The sequence below is a fragment of the Pollutimonas bauzanensis genome, assembly GCF_900129885.1.
GTDB lineage: Bacteria > Pseudomonadota > Gammaproteobacteria > Burkholderiales > Burkholderiaceae_B > Pollutimonas > Pollutimonas bauzanensis.
In genome coordinates this window covers 247,464-263,326 of record NZ_FQXE01000004.1, presented here as the reverse complement: position 1 = coordinate 263,326, position 15,863 = coordinate 247,464, and the positions used below count along the sequence as shown (strand labels likewise).

Here is a 15,863-nt window from a genome sequence, read left to right as displayed (position 1 = left end):
AGCGTATTGTATCGATCGCAGCGGCGTTCATCGCATAAAAATCGCCCACGCGCGCGTCCGCCTCGCGGCCAGCATGCCGCCCCGGATTCGCCAGGCGATAAAAAAGCACCCCGTACCGGGGTGCCCCTTGCCGCTCTGCCGCCCGGCCGCCCGGCCGCGTGGCGGGGCCGGGTGGATCTTAGCGCTTCCTGACGATCAGGCCGTAGATGAACAGCACGATAATGGCGCCGATAATGGACCCTATCCAGCCCGCGCCTTCCCCTGGCTGGTAATAGCCGAGAGAGGCGCCCAGGTAGCCGGCCACGACGGAACCGATGATGCCCAGGATGATGGTCAAGATGATGCCGAACTTCTGCTCGCCGGGCATGATGGCCCGTGCAATCAGACCGATGATGAAGCCGACTACGATCATGCTGATGATGCCCATGGCGATTCCTATCCTTGAAGAAGATGAGGCTTCATCATAGGGACGCGCCGGCCTGGCGTCCAGCGAACGGCCGGCATTTTGGTGTCAAAAAGTTAAACAATGGTAAAGAAGCCCCGGCGCCCCTTACACCGCCTCGACCTCCAGCCCCTCGCGCGAAAGGAAGTCCAGGCTGGGCATCAGCGACAGCAAATGCCGGCTGTACTCATGTTGCGGATCGGAGAACAGCGTCTCGGTTTCGGCCACTTCCAGCAGCTCGCCATGGCGCATCACCCCGACCCGGTCGCACATCTGCCGGATGACGGGCAGGTCGTGGCTGATGAACAGCATCGTCAGGCCCAGCGTTTCCTGCAGGTCCTTGAGCAGATTCAGGATCTGCGCCTGTATGGACACATCCAGCGCGGAGGTCGGCTCATCGCAGATCAGGAAGCGCGGCCGCGTCGCCAGCGCCCGGGCGATGCAGATGCGCTGCCGCTGTCCGCCCGAAAATTCATGCGGAAAGCGCAGCAAGGCCTGGTCGCCCAGCCCCACATAATCGAGCAGCCCGCTGACGATCTGGCGGGTGATCTTTTCCGTCGTCGCGAGCTTGTGAAAGCGTATCGGTTCGGCCACGATGTCCAGAATGCGCATGCGCGGGTTCAACGATGAAAACGGGTCCTGGAACACCATCTGGATCTGGCGCCGGAAGGCATTCATCATTTTCTGATCGGCAAGCTGGGTGACATTGACGTCGTTGAAGATCACCGAGCCCTGGCTGGCCTGGTACAGGCCGGCAATAAGGCGGGCGATCGTCGATTTGCCCGAGCCCGATTCGCCCACCAGCCCGAACACCTCCCCTTCCCTGATCGAAAAGCTGACATTCTTCACCGCGTCGAGCATGACGCGGTTCTGTTTCAAGAAGGCATTCTTGAGCACAAAGCGCATGCCCAGGTCCTGGACCTGCAGCAGCGGCTTGCCGGAATGCTCGCCGTAGTGGCGCTGCTGGCCCAGCCAGCGCTTGGCGATGTCCAGGTTGTCCTTCTTGGGCGCCTCGTGCACGTCTTCGATATAGGTCACCATCGGAAAGCGCCGCAGCTTGATGTCCGAACGGGGCACGGCCGATATCAGGCTTTTGGTATAGAGATGCTGCGGACGGCTCAGCAGCGCTTTCGTGGGGCCTTCTTCGACCAGCTTGCCGCGGTAGAGCACGGCAACGCGGTCGGTGACCTCGGCAATGACGCCCATGTCGTGGGTGATGAGTATCATGCCGACCTGCTTGTCTTTGCATAGCTTGCGCAGCAGGCTCAGGATCTGCGCCTGTATCGAGACATCGAGCGCGGTGGTGGGTTCGTCGGCGATGATGACTTCAGGCTCGCAGCACAGGGCCAGGGCGATCACCACGCGCTGGCGCATGCCGCCCGAGAACTGATGCGGGTATTGCCGCAGCCGCATCCGGGCTTCGGGTATGCCTACGCTCTCCAGCAGCTCGATGGCGCGCTCGTGGGCCTGTTGCGGCGTTACGCGCAGATGTACCTGCATGGTCTCGACCAACTGGCTTTCTATGGTCTGCAGCGGGTCCAGCGAGGTCAGCGGATCCTGGAATATCATCCCTATGCGGCGGCCTCGCACCTTGCGGAACGCGCCGGGGGCGAGCTGGTCGATACGCTCGCCGTTCAGCAGCACGGCGCCGCGGGTCATTTTCCCCGGCGGTTCCAGCAGGCCGATGACGGCATTGCCTATGGTGGATTTTCCGGCCCCGGACTCGCCGACCACGCCGAGTATCTCGCCCTTTTCCAGGGACAGGCTGACGTCCTGGATAGCCACTACATTGCCGCGCCGGCTGGAAAATTCGATGCGCAGGTTTTCGATGTCCAACAACGCCATATGCATGCCTTAGCGTAGCCTGGGATTGAGCGCGTCGCGCAGCCAATCGCCCAGAAGGTTGACCGACAAGGCCAGCAAGACCAGCGCAATACCCGGGAAAATGGAAATCCACCAATCGCCCGAAAACAGATAGCTGTTGCCGATACGGATCAGCGTGCCCAGCGACGGCGTGGTGGGCGGAATGCCGACCCCCAGGAAGGACAGGGTCGCCTCGGTGATGATGGCGACCGCCAAGTGTATGGTGGCGATCACCAGCACCGGCCCCAGGACATTGGGCAGGATGTGGCGGCGCAGCACGGTGAAAGGGCGCATGCCTATCAGGCGGGCCGCCTGCACGTATTCCTTGTTGCGTTCGACCATGGTGGCGCCGCGCACCGTGCGGGCGTATTGCACCCAGCCCGAAATGCCGATGGCGAAAATCAGCACGTACAGCGACAGGCTGTCCTGCGCATCGCGCGGCAGCAGGCCGCGCGCTATGCCGTCTATCAGCAGGGCGATAAGAATCGCGGGAAACGACAGCTGCACGTCGGCGACGCGCATGATGACGCTGTCGACGCGCCCGCCCACATAGCCGCTGATCAGGCCCAGCGTCACGCCTATCACCAGCGAGAACAGCACCGACGCGAAACCCACCAGCAGCGAGATGCGCGAGCCATACAGAATGGCCGAGAGGATATCGCGGCCCTGGTCGTCGGTGCCCAGCAGGAAGCGCGGATCGCCGCTGGCCGACCACGCGGGCGGGATATTGGCGTCCAGCAGGTCCAGGGTCGCCAGGTCGAAGGGGTTGTGCGGCGCAATCAGTGGCGCGCACAGGGCCCCGGCGATAATGGCCAGGGCCACGATGGCGGATATGATGGCGGTGGGCGAGCGGCTGAAGCTGTAGAGAATATCGCTGTGGTAGGCGCGGGCGAAGGCGTTCTGGGACATTTTCGGGGCCTTCTAGCTTTTTTGCACGCGCAGTCGCGGGTCGACGGCGAAATACAATAAATCGACGATGAGATTAATGATCACAAAAAAGAAGGCGATCAATAACAAGTAGGCGGCCATCACCGGAATGTCCACCGAGCCTATCGACTGGATGAACAGCAGGCCCATGCCCGGCCACTGGAAAACCGTTTCGGTGATGATGGAAAAGGCAATGATGGAGCCCAGCTGCAGGCCGGTGATGGTGATGACCGGCACCAGGGTGTTCTTGAGCGCATGGCGGAAATTGATCATGCGCTCGGGCAGGCCGCGGGCCCGGGCGAACTTGATGAAATCGGTCTGCAGGACTTCCAGCATCTCGGCGCGCACCAGGCGCATGATGAGCGTCATTTGAAACAGGGCCAGGGTGAAGGCCGGCATGATCAGCGATTGCCAGCCGCTTTTCGTCAGGAAGCCGGTCGACCACCAGCCCAGCTGCACCACATCGCCGCGCCCGAAGCTGGGAAGCCAGCGCAGCATGACGCCGAAGAACAGAATCATCAGTATGCCGATGAGGAAGGTCGGCAGTGATATCCCGATCAGCGAGAGCGCCATGAAGCTGCGCGACAGCACGCCATTGCGTTTCAGCGCGGTATAGATCCCCATGGGGATGCCCAGGAACAGGGCCATCAGCGCCGACACCAGCGACAGCTCCAGCGTAGCCGGCATGCGGCTTTCTATGAGGTCGCTGACGGGCCGGCGCTGACGGTAGGACACGCCGAAATCGCCTTGCGCCACCTTGCCGATGAAGCGCGCATATTGCAGCAGGAAAGGATCGTCCAGGCCCAATTGCTTGCGTATCTCGGCGCGCTGTTCCAGGGTCGTGTCCTGACCCACCATATTGTTGATCGGGTCGCCCACGTAGCGGAACATGGCAAAGGCAATGAACCCTACGGCGAGCATCACGAAAATCGACTGGAAAATCCGCCGCGCAATGAAATTGAGCATGTCGCTGCCGCGTCCTAGGGCATGACGACGTTGCGTATGTCCAGCACGTCATCGGCGCGCTGCGCAACCTTGATGCCTTTCCTGATGCCCCACGACATGGGCTGCTGATGCAAAGGCAGGTAGCCGTAATCGTTGTGCAGCATGGTAAAGGCTTCCTTGATCATGGCGTTGCGCTTGGCCTGGTCGGTTTCAACGTCGACCTTGGCGGTCAGGGCGTCGATTTCCTTGTTGCAGTAGCCGCCCAGGTTGAACTGGCCGGCCGCCGTTTTCGAGTCGCGGCAAGCCACCAGGTTGGTCAGGGAATTGGCCGCGTCGATGGAGCTCGGCGTCCAGCCCAGCATATACATGCTGGTATTGTTGCCGGCCTGCAGCAGGATCTTGGCGAAATACTTGGACTTGGTCTGCGCCAGCAAGTCGATCTTGATGCCTACGCGCGCAAGCATGCTGGCCACGGCCTGGCACACTTTTTCGTCATTGACGTAGCGGTCGTTGGGGCAGTCCATCTGCACGCTGAACCCGTCGGGGTAGCCGGCTTCCACCAGCAGCTTCTTGGCTTTCTCGACGTCGGCCTTGTAGGGAGCGCCAAAGGACTCGTCGTAGCCGTTGATCTTGTCGGCGATCAGGGTGCCCAGCGGCTTGGCGGCGCCGCGCATGATTTTCTGGTTGATCACGCTGGTATCGACGGCAAGGTCGACGGCCTGGCGGACACGCTTGTCCTTGAAGGGATTCTTGCCTTTGATGTTGGAAAACAGCAGCTCGTCGCGGTGCTGGTCCATGCCGATAAAGACGGCGCGCGCCTCGGGTTCGTTCATCACCTGCACATTCGGTTCTTGTTCCAGGCGCGGCCAGTCCTGTACCGGCACCGGTATGACGATGTCCATTTCGCCTGAAATCAGCGCCGCGACGCGGGTTGATTCCTGTGAAATCGGCTGGAAGACGATGTCGGTGACGTTGGTGGGGACGTCTTTGTTCCAGTAGCCGTCGAAGCGCTTGAGCGTGGTCTTGACATCGGGCTGGCGGTCCACGATTACGAAGGGGCCCGTGCCATTTTCGTGCAGATTGGCGTAATTGCTTTCGCCGCCCTTGACGTTGGTGGCTTCGGCGGTTTTGTTCTTTTCCCCCCATGACTTGCTCATGATGTACAGGAAGGTCCAGTCGCGCGGCAGAATGGGGTTGGGCGTGGGCGTGGTGATTTCAATGGTGTGATCGTCGATCTTCTTGATGTCGCTGGCCTTGGCGCCGTAGCCTTTCATGTCCGACCCCGGAGTCAGGCTGCGCTTCCAGGAAAAGATCACATCGTCGGCGGTAAAGGGGCTGCCGTCATGGAACTTGACCCCCTTGCGCAGGTGGAATACCCATTTGGCGGGCTCCGGATTTTCCCATTTCTCGGCCAGCATCGGAACCAGTTTGAGGTCTTTGTCGTAAGCGGTAAGGGTTTCGTAGAACCAGCTTTGGAAGCCCAGCGTGAAGGTCTCGTTCAGCGCCATGGGATCCAGCGACGCCATGTCGCCCTGATAGGCCCAGCGCAGTGTCTTGGCGTCGACGGACTGGGACAAGCCCACGCTGAGCGCGAGGGTTGCGGCAATGGCTGTGTGTTTGATGAGTTGCTTGAATTGCATTGTTGACTCCTGCCTCGATATTGTGTCGGCCGCCCGGTAGGGCGACTGTTGCGGCATGTCCGGTAGGGCGCGACGTGTGCGCCTGCCCGGGGTGGTTGCGTGAATGCGGTGTGGCTCCTTTGGTTCTTGCGGCTAAGCGGCGGTTGGCTGAATTATCTGGCGAGCTGATCCGTGACGTCTTCCAGGAATTTCTCGCAGGCGCTCACCTGTGATACGTCGATATATTCGTTCGGCTGATGCGCCTGGTCAATGGAGCCGGGTCCGCAAAGCACGACGGAAAAGCCGCGCTCCTGGAACTGCCCCGCTTCGGCCGCGTACGCCACCACGTCGCCATGCGCATGGCCGCAAAGGCCGAAGACCAGTTCTTGCGCGGCGCCGCCGCGGTCCTGCAACGGCGGCGCGTCGGCCATGATTTCGGTCGTGATGGAGGCTGCCGGCGCAATGGCCCGCATGGCCGGCAGCAGCGTGTTCGCATAGTCCTGGAAGCGGTCCAGGTAGCGGCGCCAATCGTCGCCGGGCAGCGCGCGTATGTCCCAGATGAACGAGCATTCGCGTGAAATGATGTTGATCGCCGTGCCCCCGTGCACCACGCCCACGTGCAAGGTCGTATAGGGCGGCTCGAAGCGGCATTGCGGATCGGCCCCGGCCTGGTTCGCGGCCATCATGTCGTCGATGAAGCTGATCAGCCTGGCCGCCGTGGTCACCGCGCTGACGCCGCGATGCACCTGGCTGGAGTGCGCCTCGTGGCCGATGATGGTGGTGCGCAGCGCGGCAATGCCTTTATGCGCCACGATGGGCCGCATGCTGGTGGGTTCGCCCACGATCACGGCGCTGGGCTTGGCGATGTCGGTAACCAGCCGGTCTATCATGGACGGCGCGCCGAAACAGCCGATCTCTTCGTCGTAGCTGAGCGCAAAATGGATAGGCCGCTTCAGGCCTTTTTCCAGCATGTCGGGCACCATGGCCAGCGCCACCGCCGAAAACGATTTCATGTCGCAGGTGCCGCGGCCGTACAGCCGGCCGTCTTTCTGCGCGAGGCTGAAGGGGTCGGTGTCCCATGGCTGGCCGTCGACCGGCACCACATCGGTATGCCCCGATAGCACAATGCCGCCTTCCACGGCCGGCCCGACAGTGGCGAAAAGATTGGCCTTGGTCCCTTCAGGGCTGGCGACCAGATGGCTTTGCACGCCATGGCCCGCCAGATAGTCGCGGATGTAGTGGATGAGTTGCAGATTCGAGTTGCGCGAGACGGTGTCGAAACCGACGAGCTTGGCGATCATGTCCAGGGACTGGGGTTTCACTGCGTGTATCTCCGTTGATGCTGCGGGAAGAATCATGGCAAGGCGGATAGCCCGCGCCACACAACGCGCATGGGTAGTGTGGCCGATGTTAGCGAAGTAGCGCTTTGAACGTCAATGAGTTGGCGTTGGGGTATGCCCGGGTGGGAGGCGGACGTTATGTAACCATTGAATCATTTTATTTCATTTTGAATTGATTGTGGCGGAGTTCTTCACACCCTTCCTTTCCCGATGCTAAGCTGCTATGGCTGAACTTATCTGCGGCGGGAGCAGGCGATGCTCGCGCGCCCATACAAGGAAGACCGATGCCTGACCTTTTCGACCCTATCGAGCTGCGCGGCCTCAAGCTGCCCAACCGCATCATCATTTCCCCCATGTGCCAATACTCGGCCGTGGACGGCAACGCCACCAGCTGGCACACGGCGCACCTTTCCAGCCAGGCCTTGGGCGGAGCCGGCCTGCTGTGCCTGGAGGCAACGGCGGTAACGGCCGAAGGCCGCATCACGCCCGGCTGCCTGGGGCTATGGAATGAGGCCAACGCAGCGGCCCTGGCGGAGGTGGTCAACGTCCTGCGCGCCTCATCGCCCATCAAGCTGGCGATACAACTGGCGCATGCCGGGCGCAAGGCGTCCAGCGCGGCGCCCTGGGATGGCGGCCAGCTCATCGCGCCGGAAAACGGCGGCTGGCTGCCGCGGGCCCCTTCGGCGCTGCCGCACAAGGATGGCGAACCGCCGCCACTGGCCATGAGCGCCGATGATCTGGCGCGCACGGCGCGCGCCTTTGTCGAAGCCGCCCGGCGCGCCGTGCGCCTGGGGTTCGATGCCATCGAGCTGCACGCGGCGCACGGTTATCTATTGCATCAGTTCCTGTCGCCGATCTCCAATCATCGCGCCGATGAATATGGCGGCAGCCTGGAGAACCGCATGCGTTTTCCGCTGGAGGTATTCCAGGCGGTGCGCGCCGCCCTTCCCGAGCGGATGCCGCTGGGCGTGCGCGTGTCGGCCACCGACTGGGTCGACGATGAACCCAGCTGGACGCCCGAGCAGACGGTCGCATTTGGCTTGCGGCTCAAGGAACTGGGGGCGGACTGGATAGATGTATCGAGCGGCGGCGTATCGCCCAAGCAGCAGATCCCGGTGGGCCCCGGTTACCAGGTTCCTCTGGCCGAGCTGCTCAAGCGCGAGGTCGGCCTGCCCACGATAGCCGTCGGCCTGATCACGGCGGCGCAGCAGGCGCAGCAAATCGTGGCCGAGGGCAAGGCTGATATGGTCGCGCTGGCGCGCGCCGCGCTTTACGACCCGCGCTGGGCATGGCATGCGGCCGCCGAACTCGACAGGCAGGTCGACGGCCCGCCGCAATATTGGCGGTCATTGCCTTCCGGCAAGAACCGCGTGTTCGGCGACACAAGCTTCGGCATGCGCTAGCTGAAGCCGGGCGGATACCGCATCCGCCGCCGTTCAATAGAATTCCCGGGGAAAGCCGCCGTATCGCATCCGCGATACGGCGGCTTTTTGCGTGCCCATTGATTTTCGTCAAGGGATAGCACTGAATATATGTAAATGAGGTTAACAATCATTCTCATTATGCTAGTATTCCCTGCGTTTTATAGCCCCACGACCCGGAGCCATGATGGCTTCCCCTCAAGAAAACCCTCAATCATTGGAGCGCTCTCTATGAACTCCCCGCGTTGCCTGTCTGACCGGGCCCTGGCCCCGACATCTGGCGCTGTCCTGAAGCAGTTGCCGCTGGCCATGGCCATGCTGGCGTGCCCGTGCATGGCCATGGCGCAGGCCGACGCCGCCGGCCCGCGCAACGCGCAGGAGCTGTCGACGATTACCGTCACGGCCACGATGTCCGAGCATGACACGCGCACGGCGCCCGCGTCGGTGACGGTGATTTCGAAGGAAGAACTGGAAATCCGCAATCCGGCCGACTTGCTGGAGGCGGTGCGCGGCGAACCCGGCATAACCCTGGCGCCGCGCCAGGTAGGGGGGCGCAAGACGATTTCATTGCGCGGACTGGAGGGGCGGCACGTGCTGACGCTGATCGACGGCCGGCGGATTTCCGCGACCGACGATGTGGTGGGCCACTCCGACTATCAATACAGCTGGCTGCCTATGTCGGCGGTTGAACGCATCGAGGTCATACGCGGACCCATGTCGACGCTTTATGGCTCGGAAGCCCTGGGAGGCGTCATCAACCTGATCACGCGCAAGCCCACCGACCACTGGGAAGGTTCGGTTTCCCTGAATGGCTCGGCGCTGACGGACGGCGACTCCGGCGACCATGGCGGCTCGGCCGCGGTATACGCGGCGGGGCCGGCGGGCGACAGGCTGATATTGCGGGTGAACGCCGAAACCGCGCGGCGCCCGAAGATAGCCGAAAAGGAAGACCCCCGATATACCGAACTCGAAGGCAGCAAATCGAATACCGGCGGCCTGGGCGCCATCCTGAAGCTGACCGACCAGCAGACACTGGACCTGAGCTACTCGAAGGGCGAGGAAAGGCGCTACTACGATACGGATTCCAGCGGGGTCTTCTACGAGAATCGCTACAACATCGACCGCTCGCTGGCCGATGTCACCTGGCGCGGCGACTTCGATTCCTGGAAGGGTCAGTTGCGCGCCTATCGCAGCGAGATCGACATCACCAATTCACGCAGCAACGGCATCGCGTCGACGCGCCCCCAGAACATGAAGGAGGAAGTGGCCGACGGTTTCGCCACCACCACCTGGGGCAGCCACAAATTGACCGCGGGCGGCGAATTGCGCAGCGAAGCGCTGAAAAATGCCGGATTGGTTGGCGGCAAGGACGACGCGCTGCATAAGGCGCTGTTCCTGCAGGATGAGTTTTCACTGACGCGGCAGCTCACGCTGACCGCCGGGCTGCGCTACGACCATCACGAAATCTTCGGCAATGAAATCAGTCCGCGCGCTTATCTCGTCTGGGAAGCCAGCCCCGACCTGGTGATCAAGGGCGGCTACGGCCACGCCTTCAAGGCGCCTACGCTCAAGCAGATTTCGCCGAACTACGTGGGCGCCGAAGGCCCCCATACCTTCCTGGGCAACGCCGACATCCAGCCCGAAAAGCTGGATTCCTACGAGCTGTCGGCGGATTGGCAGATAGGCGACCTGGGCCTGCGCGCGACCGTATTCCGCAGCGAGGTGCGCGACTTGATCACCACCCGCCTGATCCGCAAAGTGGGCCCGCGCGGGACCTACCAGTACGACAACGTCGACAAGGCCCGCATCACGGGCCTGGAAACCGGCTTTACCTGGGACATCAATTCCGCATGGTCGTGGAGCGCCGACGCCACGCTGCTCAGGACCAAGGACAGGACCACGGGCGACGACCTGGAGTACCGCCCGCGGTCCATGGTCGGCACGCATATCGACTGGCGCGGGGCCGACGGCTGGTCGGCGCGCGTGGGCGCCGAGCGCACGGGCACCCAGCATTCGGCGGAGGGCGGCTTGCCGGCCTATACCTTGTGGAATGCGAGCGTGGGCAAGAAATTCGGCAAGCGCTACAGCGTCCGCGCGGGCTTCGAGAATATCGGCGATCTGAGGCTGGCGGAGAAGTCGCCCCTGTTCGGCTACGCCGAGCAGGGCCGGACGGTGTTCGTGAGCTTGCGCGCCGACTTTTGAGCGGGCGCGAGCCCAATGCAATGTATGACGAGAACAGGATAGACAACGATGTGGCCATTAATCAAGCGCGGATTCGCCGCCTTCGCCCTGGCGCTGGGCCTGTGCGCGCCGGGATCCGCCGCGCAGCCGGCATCGGTGCTGTTCATCGCGACCAGCAATGTGCCGGCCGGCAAATTCAAGGTGCTGGCCGACATCGCCCGGCCGCATGGGCTGAGCGTCGAGGTGCGCTACGTCAACGATCTGCCGGCGGATGTGGACGAGGGGCTGTTTCGCGGCCGCGATATTGTCTTTATCGACAGCTATCAGCAGGACGCGGTGCGCGCCAGGCTGGCCAAGGCCTTGCCGGGCCTGCGGGCGCCCCTGGCCTGGGTTTACGACAAGGCGCCAGAGGGGATGAACATGCCGCAGGCCATGGCGCGGCGCCTGGCGCTCTATTACTCCAACGGCGGGCGCGATAATTTCGACGCCTTCTTCGCCACGACGGCGGCATTGCTGGCGGGCGCGCCCACCCAGGGCATCGCCGAGCCCATCGTGTTCCCCGACGTCGCCGTCTATCATCCCAAGGCGCCCGGTCTTTTCTTCGACCATCCCCTGGACTACCTGAAATGGAAAGGCGTGGACCTGAACAACCGGCCGCCGGTCATAGGGATCGCCTTTCACCAGCAGTATGTGTCCGCCATGCAGACCCGTTTGATCGACGATGTGATTGCGCGGGTCGAAGCCGCCGGCGCGGTGCCGCTGGCCTACTACAGCCCGACAACGGATCCCACGGCCAACCTGCGCATGCTGGCGCCGGATGGGCAGCGGCTGGCCGACGTCCTGATCAATACGCGCATCATGCTGACTTCCGACGCGCCCCGGCGCGAATTCGAAAAGCTCGGCATCCCCGTGGTGCAGGCTACGCCATACCGGCGCGGCGACGCCGCCGCCTGGGAAGCCGACCCGCAAGGCCTGCAACTGAGCGATGTGCCGTTCTACATGTCGCAGGCCGAGTACACAGGCATCATCGATGTGCAGGTCGCCTCGGCGCTCGACGCGCAAGACCAGCAATTGACGCCCATCCCGGCGCAGCTGGATGCCGTGGTGGGCAAGGCCCTGCGGCTGATATCGCTGCAGCGCAAGGCCAACGCCGACAAGGCGGTGACGGTATTCTTCTGGAATTATCCTCCGGGGGAGAAGAATCTCTCGGCTTCCTTCCTGAATGTGCCGCGCAGCATGGTGGCGGCCTTGGGCGCCATGCAGAAGGCCGGCTACGACACGGCGGCGCCCGATGAAACCCGGCTGGTCGAACAGCTGCAGCGCCTGCTGGCGCCGCTGTACCGGGATGCCAGGCTGGCCGACCTGTTGAACGACGGCCTGGCGGCGCGGCTGCCCGTTTCCGAGTACAGGCAGTGGCTGGACACGCTGCCCGCCAAGGTGCGCCAGGACCTGCTGGAGCGCTGGGGCGACCCGGCGGATTCGTCCATGGTGCTGCGCGAAGGCGGCGAGGCCTTCTTCGTCGTGCCCCGCCTGCTGCTGGGCAAGGTGGCCATCATGCCGCAACCGCCGCGCAGCGAGAAATCCGAAGACAAGGAAAAGGCGCTGTATCACTCGACGACCGCGCTGCCGACTCATTTCTACCTGGCGGCCTATTTATGGGCGCGCCAGCAACATCATTCCGATGCCTTCATCCATTTCGGCACGCATGGCTCGCAGGAATGGCTGCCCGGCAAGGAGCGCGGGCTGTCGGTGTACGACTACCCCATGTTGGCCGTGGGCGATGTGCCCGTGGTCTATCCCTACATTGCCGACAATATCGGCGAAGCGCAGCAAGCGCGCCGGCGCGGCCGGGCGGTTATCGTCAGCCACCAGACGCCGCCGTTCCAGCCTGCCGGCATGCACGATGCGCTGACCGAAATCCATGACTTGCTGCACCAGTGGCTGGCGCAGGGCGACGGCGCGGTGCGCGACCGCATCAAGGCCGACATCCTGTCCAGGACGGCCGGTGAACACATAGGCCTGGACATGGGCTGGCCGCCCGAGCGCGCGGCGGCCGACTTCCCGGCCTTCATCGACAATCTGCACGCCCACCTGCACGAGCTGGCGCGCATGGCCCAGCCCCTGGGCCTGCATACGCTGGGGCAGGCGCCGCAAGCCGACCACCGGCTGGCGACCGTGCTGCTGATGCTGGGCTCGCCCTTCTGGGACGCGGCCGCCCTGCAGGCCGGCGTGGCCCCCGACCAGCTCGACGAGGCGCTGGTGAGCGATTACAGCGAGCTGAGCGCCACCGCGCCTTATGCCCTGCTCAAGCGCGTGCTGCTGGACGGGCAGGATGCCGGCGCCGTTCCCGCCGAATTGCAGGCCATGCTCGACCAGGCGCGCCGCTGGTATGCCGACATCGGCGCCCAGCAGGAGCTGCCGGCGGTCCTGGACGCCCTGGCCGGGCGCTACATTGCCACCTCGTATGGCGGCGACCCGATCAAGAACCCCGAGGCCTATCCTACCGGCCGCAACCTGTACGGCTTCGATCCTTCCAGGGTGCCGACGCGGCAGGCCTGGGAAGCGGGCAAGGAGGCGGCCGAGCAGTTATTGGCGGCCCACCGCGAGAAGACCGGGCAGACGCCGCGCAAGATCACCTTTTCCCTGTGGTCGGTGGAAACCATGCGCCACCAGGGCCTGCTCGAAGCCCAGGCGCTGTGGCTGCTGGGCGTGGAGCCGGTATGGGACAAAGGCGGGCGCGTGGTGGGCGTGCGCCTGGTCGAGCGCAAAGCCTTGGGCCGCCCCCGCGTGGACGTGGTCCTGTCGGCCACCGGCCTGTACCGCGATCATTTCCCCAATGCCCTCAAGCAACTGGCCCATGCGGCGCAGCTGGCCGCGCTGGCCCGGGAAGACGACAATCCCGTGGCGGCCAACGCCCAGGCGATCGCCGCCAGCCTGGCCGCCCAGGGGGTGGCCCAGCCCGACGCCGTGCTGGCGGGCCAGACGCGCATCTTCTCTTCGGCTTCGGGCCAGTATGGCACCGGCCTGGACGACGCCACCCTGGCGACGGACAGCTGGAACGGCAAGGAAGAGGGCGACAAGAAACTTGCCGCTTTGTATTTGTCGAAGATGCAGTTCGCCTACGGGCCGGACGAGGCCAAATGGGGCGCGGCGGGCGTCTCCGGCGGCGGCGCGACCAACCTGTATGCCGAACACTTGCGCGGCACCGAAGGGGCGGTGCTGTCGCGCACTTCGAATACCTATGGCATGCTTACCACCGACGACCCCTTCCAGTACCTGGGCGGCATAGGGCTGGCGGTGCGCAGCCTGGATGGCAAGCCGCCCGAGTTGTATATCTCCAATCTTCGCGGCGGCGGGTCCGGCAAGGTCGAGGGCGCGGCCGGCTTCCTGGCCAAGGAGCTGGCCACGCGCCAATTCCACCCGGGCTATATCAAGGCCCTGATGGCCGAAGGCTATTCCGGCACCCTTAGCGTCCTGGATGCCACGAACAACTTGTGGGGCTGGACGGCTGTCGCCCGCGAGGTCGTGCGCGATGACCAATGGGAAGAAATGGCCGAAGTCTATGTGCGCGACAAGTACGGATTGGGCCTGAAGGAATGGTTCGAAAAGGAGAACCCGCATGCATTGGCCCAGACCATGGAGCGCATGCTGGAAGCCGCGCGCCAGGAATACTGGCACGCCGACCCGGCCACCGTGGACGAGCTGAAGGCCCGCTACCAGGACCTGGCCGCGCGCTTCGACGTGCATAGCGATAACGCGCGGTTCCTGGAGTATGTCGCCACGGGAGTCCCGGCCGCCCCCGCGGCGGCGCCCCCGCCCGCGCATGAGCAGGCATCTTCCGAACCGGCGGGCGCGCCGCCGGCGGCGCCGGAGCGGCCGCAAGCGGACCAGCCCACCGAGCAGGTCAGCGGCATGCGCCTGGAGAAGGCCTCTGACGGCGCCGCCGCCGACGACCATGCCCTGTTCGCGGCGCTGGCCTTGCTGCTGCTTGCATTCGGCAGTGGCGCGCTGCGGCAAGCCTGGCCGCCGTCCAGGCGCGGCCGCCGCGCCACCGTCAACAGAACACAATAATTGCAACAGATCAATCCGCTAGTCAGCAAAAGGAAAAAAGCATGAGCCAGACCCTGGAACAATTGATGTATCAAGTGGGACAGGTATTCCTGATTCCCACGCTTGTGGCGATCTCCGTCCTGTTCCTGTATTCCCTGTATGCGCTGGGCGCCTTCGCCGTGGCTTATTTCCAGCGGCGCGGCCATGTCATCGGCGCGGGCTCGCGCCGTTTGCGCAGCTTCGAACTGCTGCGCTGGGCGCACGCCCACCCCGCGGCCTCGGGCGACGACCTCGACGTGGCGGCCCATCGCCTGCTGGAAGTGCCCCGCATCACCACGCGCGTGACGCCCATGCTGGGCCTGGTGGCGACCATGATACCCATGGGCCCGGCCTTGAAGGGCTTGTCCAACGGCAATCTGGCGTCGGTGTCCGACAACCTCGCCATCGCCTTTTCGGCGGTCATCCTGGCCCTGATCGCGGCCGCCATCACCTACTGGATCGTGTCCGTCAAGCGGCGCTGGCTGGCCGAGGAGCTGGTCTGGCTGCAGGCCGCGCAACAGGCCGCCTGCGATAAAAGCGCCGGCAGGAAAGCGGCATGAAATTCCTGGATGAAACGGAATCCGACGACCCCATTCTTTCCGTCGTCAACCTGATCGATATTTTCTTGGTCATCATTGCCGCGCTGCTGATCACCATTGCCCAGAATCCCCTGCTCGATCCCTTCACCAAGAAGGACGTCACCATCATTACCGATCCTGGCAAGGACAATATGGAAATGATCATCAAGAAAGGCGAAAAGATCGAGCGCTTCAAGGCCAGCGGAAAAACGGGACAGGGCGAAGGCTCCAAGGCCGGGGTGGCCTACCGCATGAAGGATGGCACGGTGGTGTATGTGCCGGAGCCGGGCGCGGCGGATTGATCCATCGCCGGCGCGGGAAGATGGCCAAGCGGCTTGTGGATATTCGATTGCGCGCGTATAAACGGGTTTTTGCCGCCGCGCGGCGGCAAGCGTGGAGCTTTTGCGGTACAACGCCGTTGTGGCGTATAGAATCGTCTGGACATTTCGGGGCATTTT

General features: G+C 63.7%; 11 protein-coding genes. 5 read left to right on the top strand and 6 right to left on the bottom strand.

Annotated features, from left to right (window positions below; genetic code table 11):
- Window positions 1-178 precede the first annotated feature (178 nt).
- The 6 genes from BUB23_RS09805 to argE form a co-directional block, all read right to left on the bottom strand.
- Window positions 179-427 carry a GlsB/YeaQ/YmgE family stress response membrane protein gene (locus BUB23_RS09805; RefSeq protein WP_073102920.1) on the bottom strand — a complete coding sequence of 83 codons (249 nt, stop codon included), beginning with the start codon at window positions 425-427 and terminating at the stop codon, window positions 179-181.
- A 123-nt stretch (window positions 428-550) separates the two neighbouring features.
- On the bottom strand, window positions 551-2,287 hold the full coding sequence (locus BUB23_RS09800) for a dipeptide ABC transporter ATP-binding protein (protein ID WP_073102919.1): 1,737 nt from the start codon (window positions 2,285-2,287) through the stop codon (window positions 551-553).
- A gap of 9 nt (window positions 2,288-2,296) precedes the next feature.
- Window positions 2,297-3,214 (bottom strand): ABC transporter permease, encoded by a 918-nt coding sequence (locus BUB23_RS09795; protein WP_073102918.1) that lies wholly within the window; start codon window positions 3,212-3,214, stop codon window positions 2,297-2,299.
- Between the two features lie 12 nt (window positions 3,215-3,226).
- The gene (locus BUB23_RS09790; protein ID WP_073102917.1) at window positions 3,227-4,198 is read right to left on the bottom strand and encodes an ABC transporter permease; all 972 of its coding nucleotides are present in this window, start codon (window positions 4,196-4,198) and stop codon (window positions 3,227-3,229) included.
- Window positions 4,199-4,212: 14 nt separating this feature from the next.
- The gene (locus BUB23_RS09785; RefSeq protein ID WP_073102916.1) at window positions 4,213-5,817 is read right to left on the bottom strand and encodes an ABC transporter substrate-binding protein; all 1,605 of its coding nucleotides are present in this window, start codon (window positions 5,815-5,817) and stop codon (window positions 4,213-4,215) included.
- A gap of 152 nt (window positions 5,818-5,969) precedes the next feature.
- Window positions 5,970-7,118, bottom strand: coding sequence for an acetylornithine deacetylase (argE, locus tag BUB23_RS09780; RefSeq protein ID WP_245801224.1), 1,149 nt, complete (start codon window positions 7,116-7,118; stop codon window positions 5,970-5,972).
- A 302-nt stretch (window positions 7,119-7,420) separates the two neighbouring features.
- On the opposite strand from argE, the gene BUB23_RS09775 reads away from it, so the two are divergent.
- The 5 genes from BUB23_RS09775 (at window position 7,421) to BUB23_RS09755 (ending at window position 15,707) form a co-directional block, all read left to right on the top strand.
- Window positions 7,421-8,539: an NADH:flavin oxidoreductase/NADH oxidase gene (locus tag BUB23_RS09775; RefSeq protein WP_073102914.1), complete on the top strand. Its 1,119-nt coding sequence runs from the start codon at window positions 7,421-7,423 to the stop codon at window positions 8,537-8,539.
- A 249-nt stretch (window positions 8,540-8,788) separates the two neighbouring features.
- Window positions 8,789-10,759, top strand: a complete 1,971-nt coding sequence (locus BUB23_RS09770) for a TonB-dependent receptor plug domain-containing protein (RefSeq protein WP_073102913.1) — start codon at window positions 8,789-8,791, stop codon at window positions 10,757-10,759.
- Between the two features lie 48 nt (window positions 10,760-10,807).
- On the top strand, window positions 10,808-14,809 hold the full coding sequence (gene cobN, locus BUB23_RS09765) for a cobaltochelatase subunit CobN (protein WP_084135929.1): 4,002 nt from the start codon (window positions 10,808-10,810) through the stop codon (window positions 14,807-14,809).
- A gap of 41 nt (window positions 14,810-14,850) precedes the next feature.
- The gene (locus BUB23_RS09760; RefSeq protein WP_073102912.1) at window positions 14,851-15,387 is read left to right on the top strand and encodes a MotA/TolQ/ExbB proton channel family protein; all 537 of its coding nucleotides are present in this window, start codon (window positions 14,851-14,853) and stop codon (window positions 15,385-15,387) included.
- Window positions 15,384-15,707, top strand: coding sequence for a DUF2149 domain-containing protein (locus tag BUB23_RS09755; protein ID WP_073102911.1), 324 nt, complete (start codon window positions 15,384-15,386; stop codon window positions 15,705-15,707). Before BUB23_RS09760 ends, BUB23_RS09755 begins: the two co-directional genes overlap by 4 nt.
- Window positions 15,708-15,863: the final 156 nt, after the last annotated feature.

Coding starts and splice junctions, on each gene's coding strand:
- BUB23_RS09785 (WP_073102916.1), bottom strand. CDS start 5,817: ATGCAATTCAAGCAACTCATCAAACACACAGCCATTGCCGCAACCCTC.
- BUB23_RS09755 (WP_073102911.1), top strand. CDS start 15,384: ATGAAATTCCTGGATGAAACGGAATCCGACGACCCCATTCTTTCCGTC.
- BUB23_RS09770 (WP_073102913.1), top strand. CDS start 8,789: ATGAACTCCCCGCGTTGCCTGTCTGACCGGGCCCTGGCCCCGACATCT.
- BUB23_RS09795 (WP_073102918.1), bottom strand. CDS start 3,214: ATGTCCCAGAACGCCTTCGCCCGCGCCTACCACAGCGATATTCTCTAC.
- BUB23_RS09805 (WP_073102920.1), bottom strand. CDS start 427: ATGGGCATCATCAGCATGATCGTAGTCGGCTTCATCATCGGTCTGATT.
- BUB23_RS09800 (WP_073102919.1), bottom strand. CDS start 2,287: ATGGCGTTGTTGGACATCGAAAACCTGCGCATCGAATTTTCCAGCCGG.
- BUB23_RS09775 (WP_073102914.1), top strand. CDS start 7,421: ATGCCTGACCTTTTCGACCCTATCGAGCTGCGCGGCCTCAAGCTGCCC.
- BUB23_RS09760 (WP_073102912.1), top strand. CDS start 14,851: ATGAGCCAGACCCTGGAACAATTGATGTATCAAGTGGGACAGGTATTC.
- BUB23_RS09790 (WP_073102917.1), bottom strand. CDS start 4,198: ATGCTCAATTTCATTGCGCGGCGGATTTTCCAGTCGATTTTCGTGATG.
- cobN (WP_084135929.1), top strand. CDS start 10,808: ATGTGGCCATTAATCAAGCGCGGATTCGCCGCCTTCGCCCTGGCGCTG.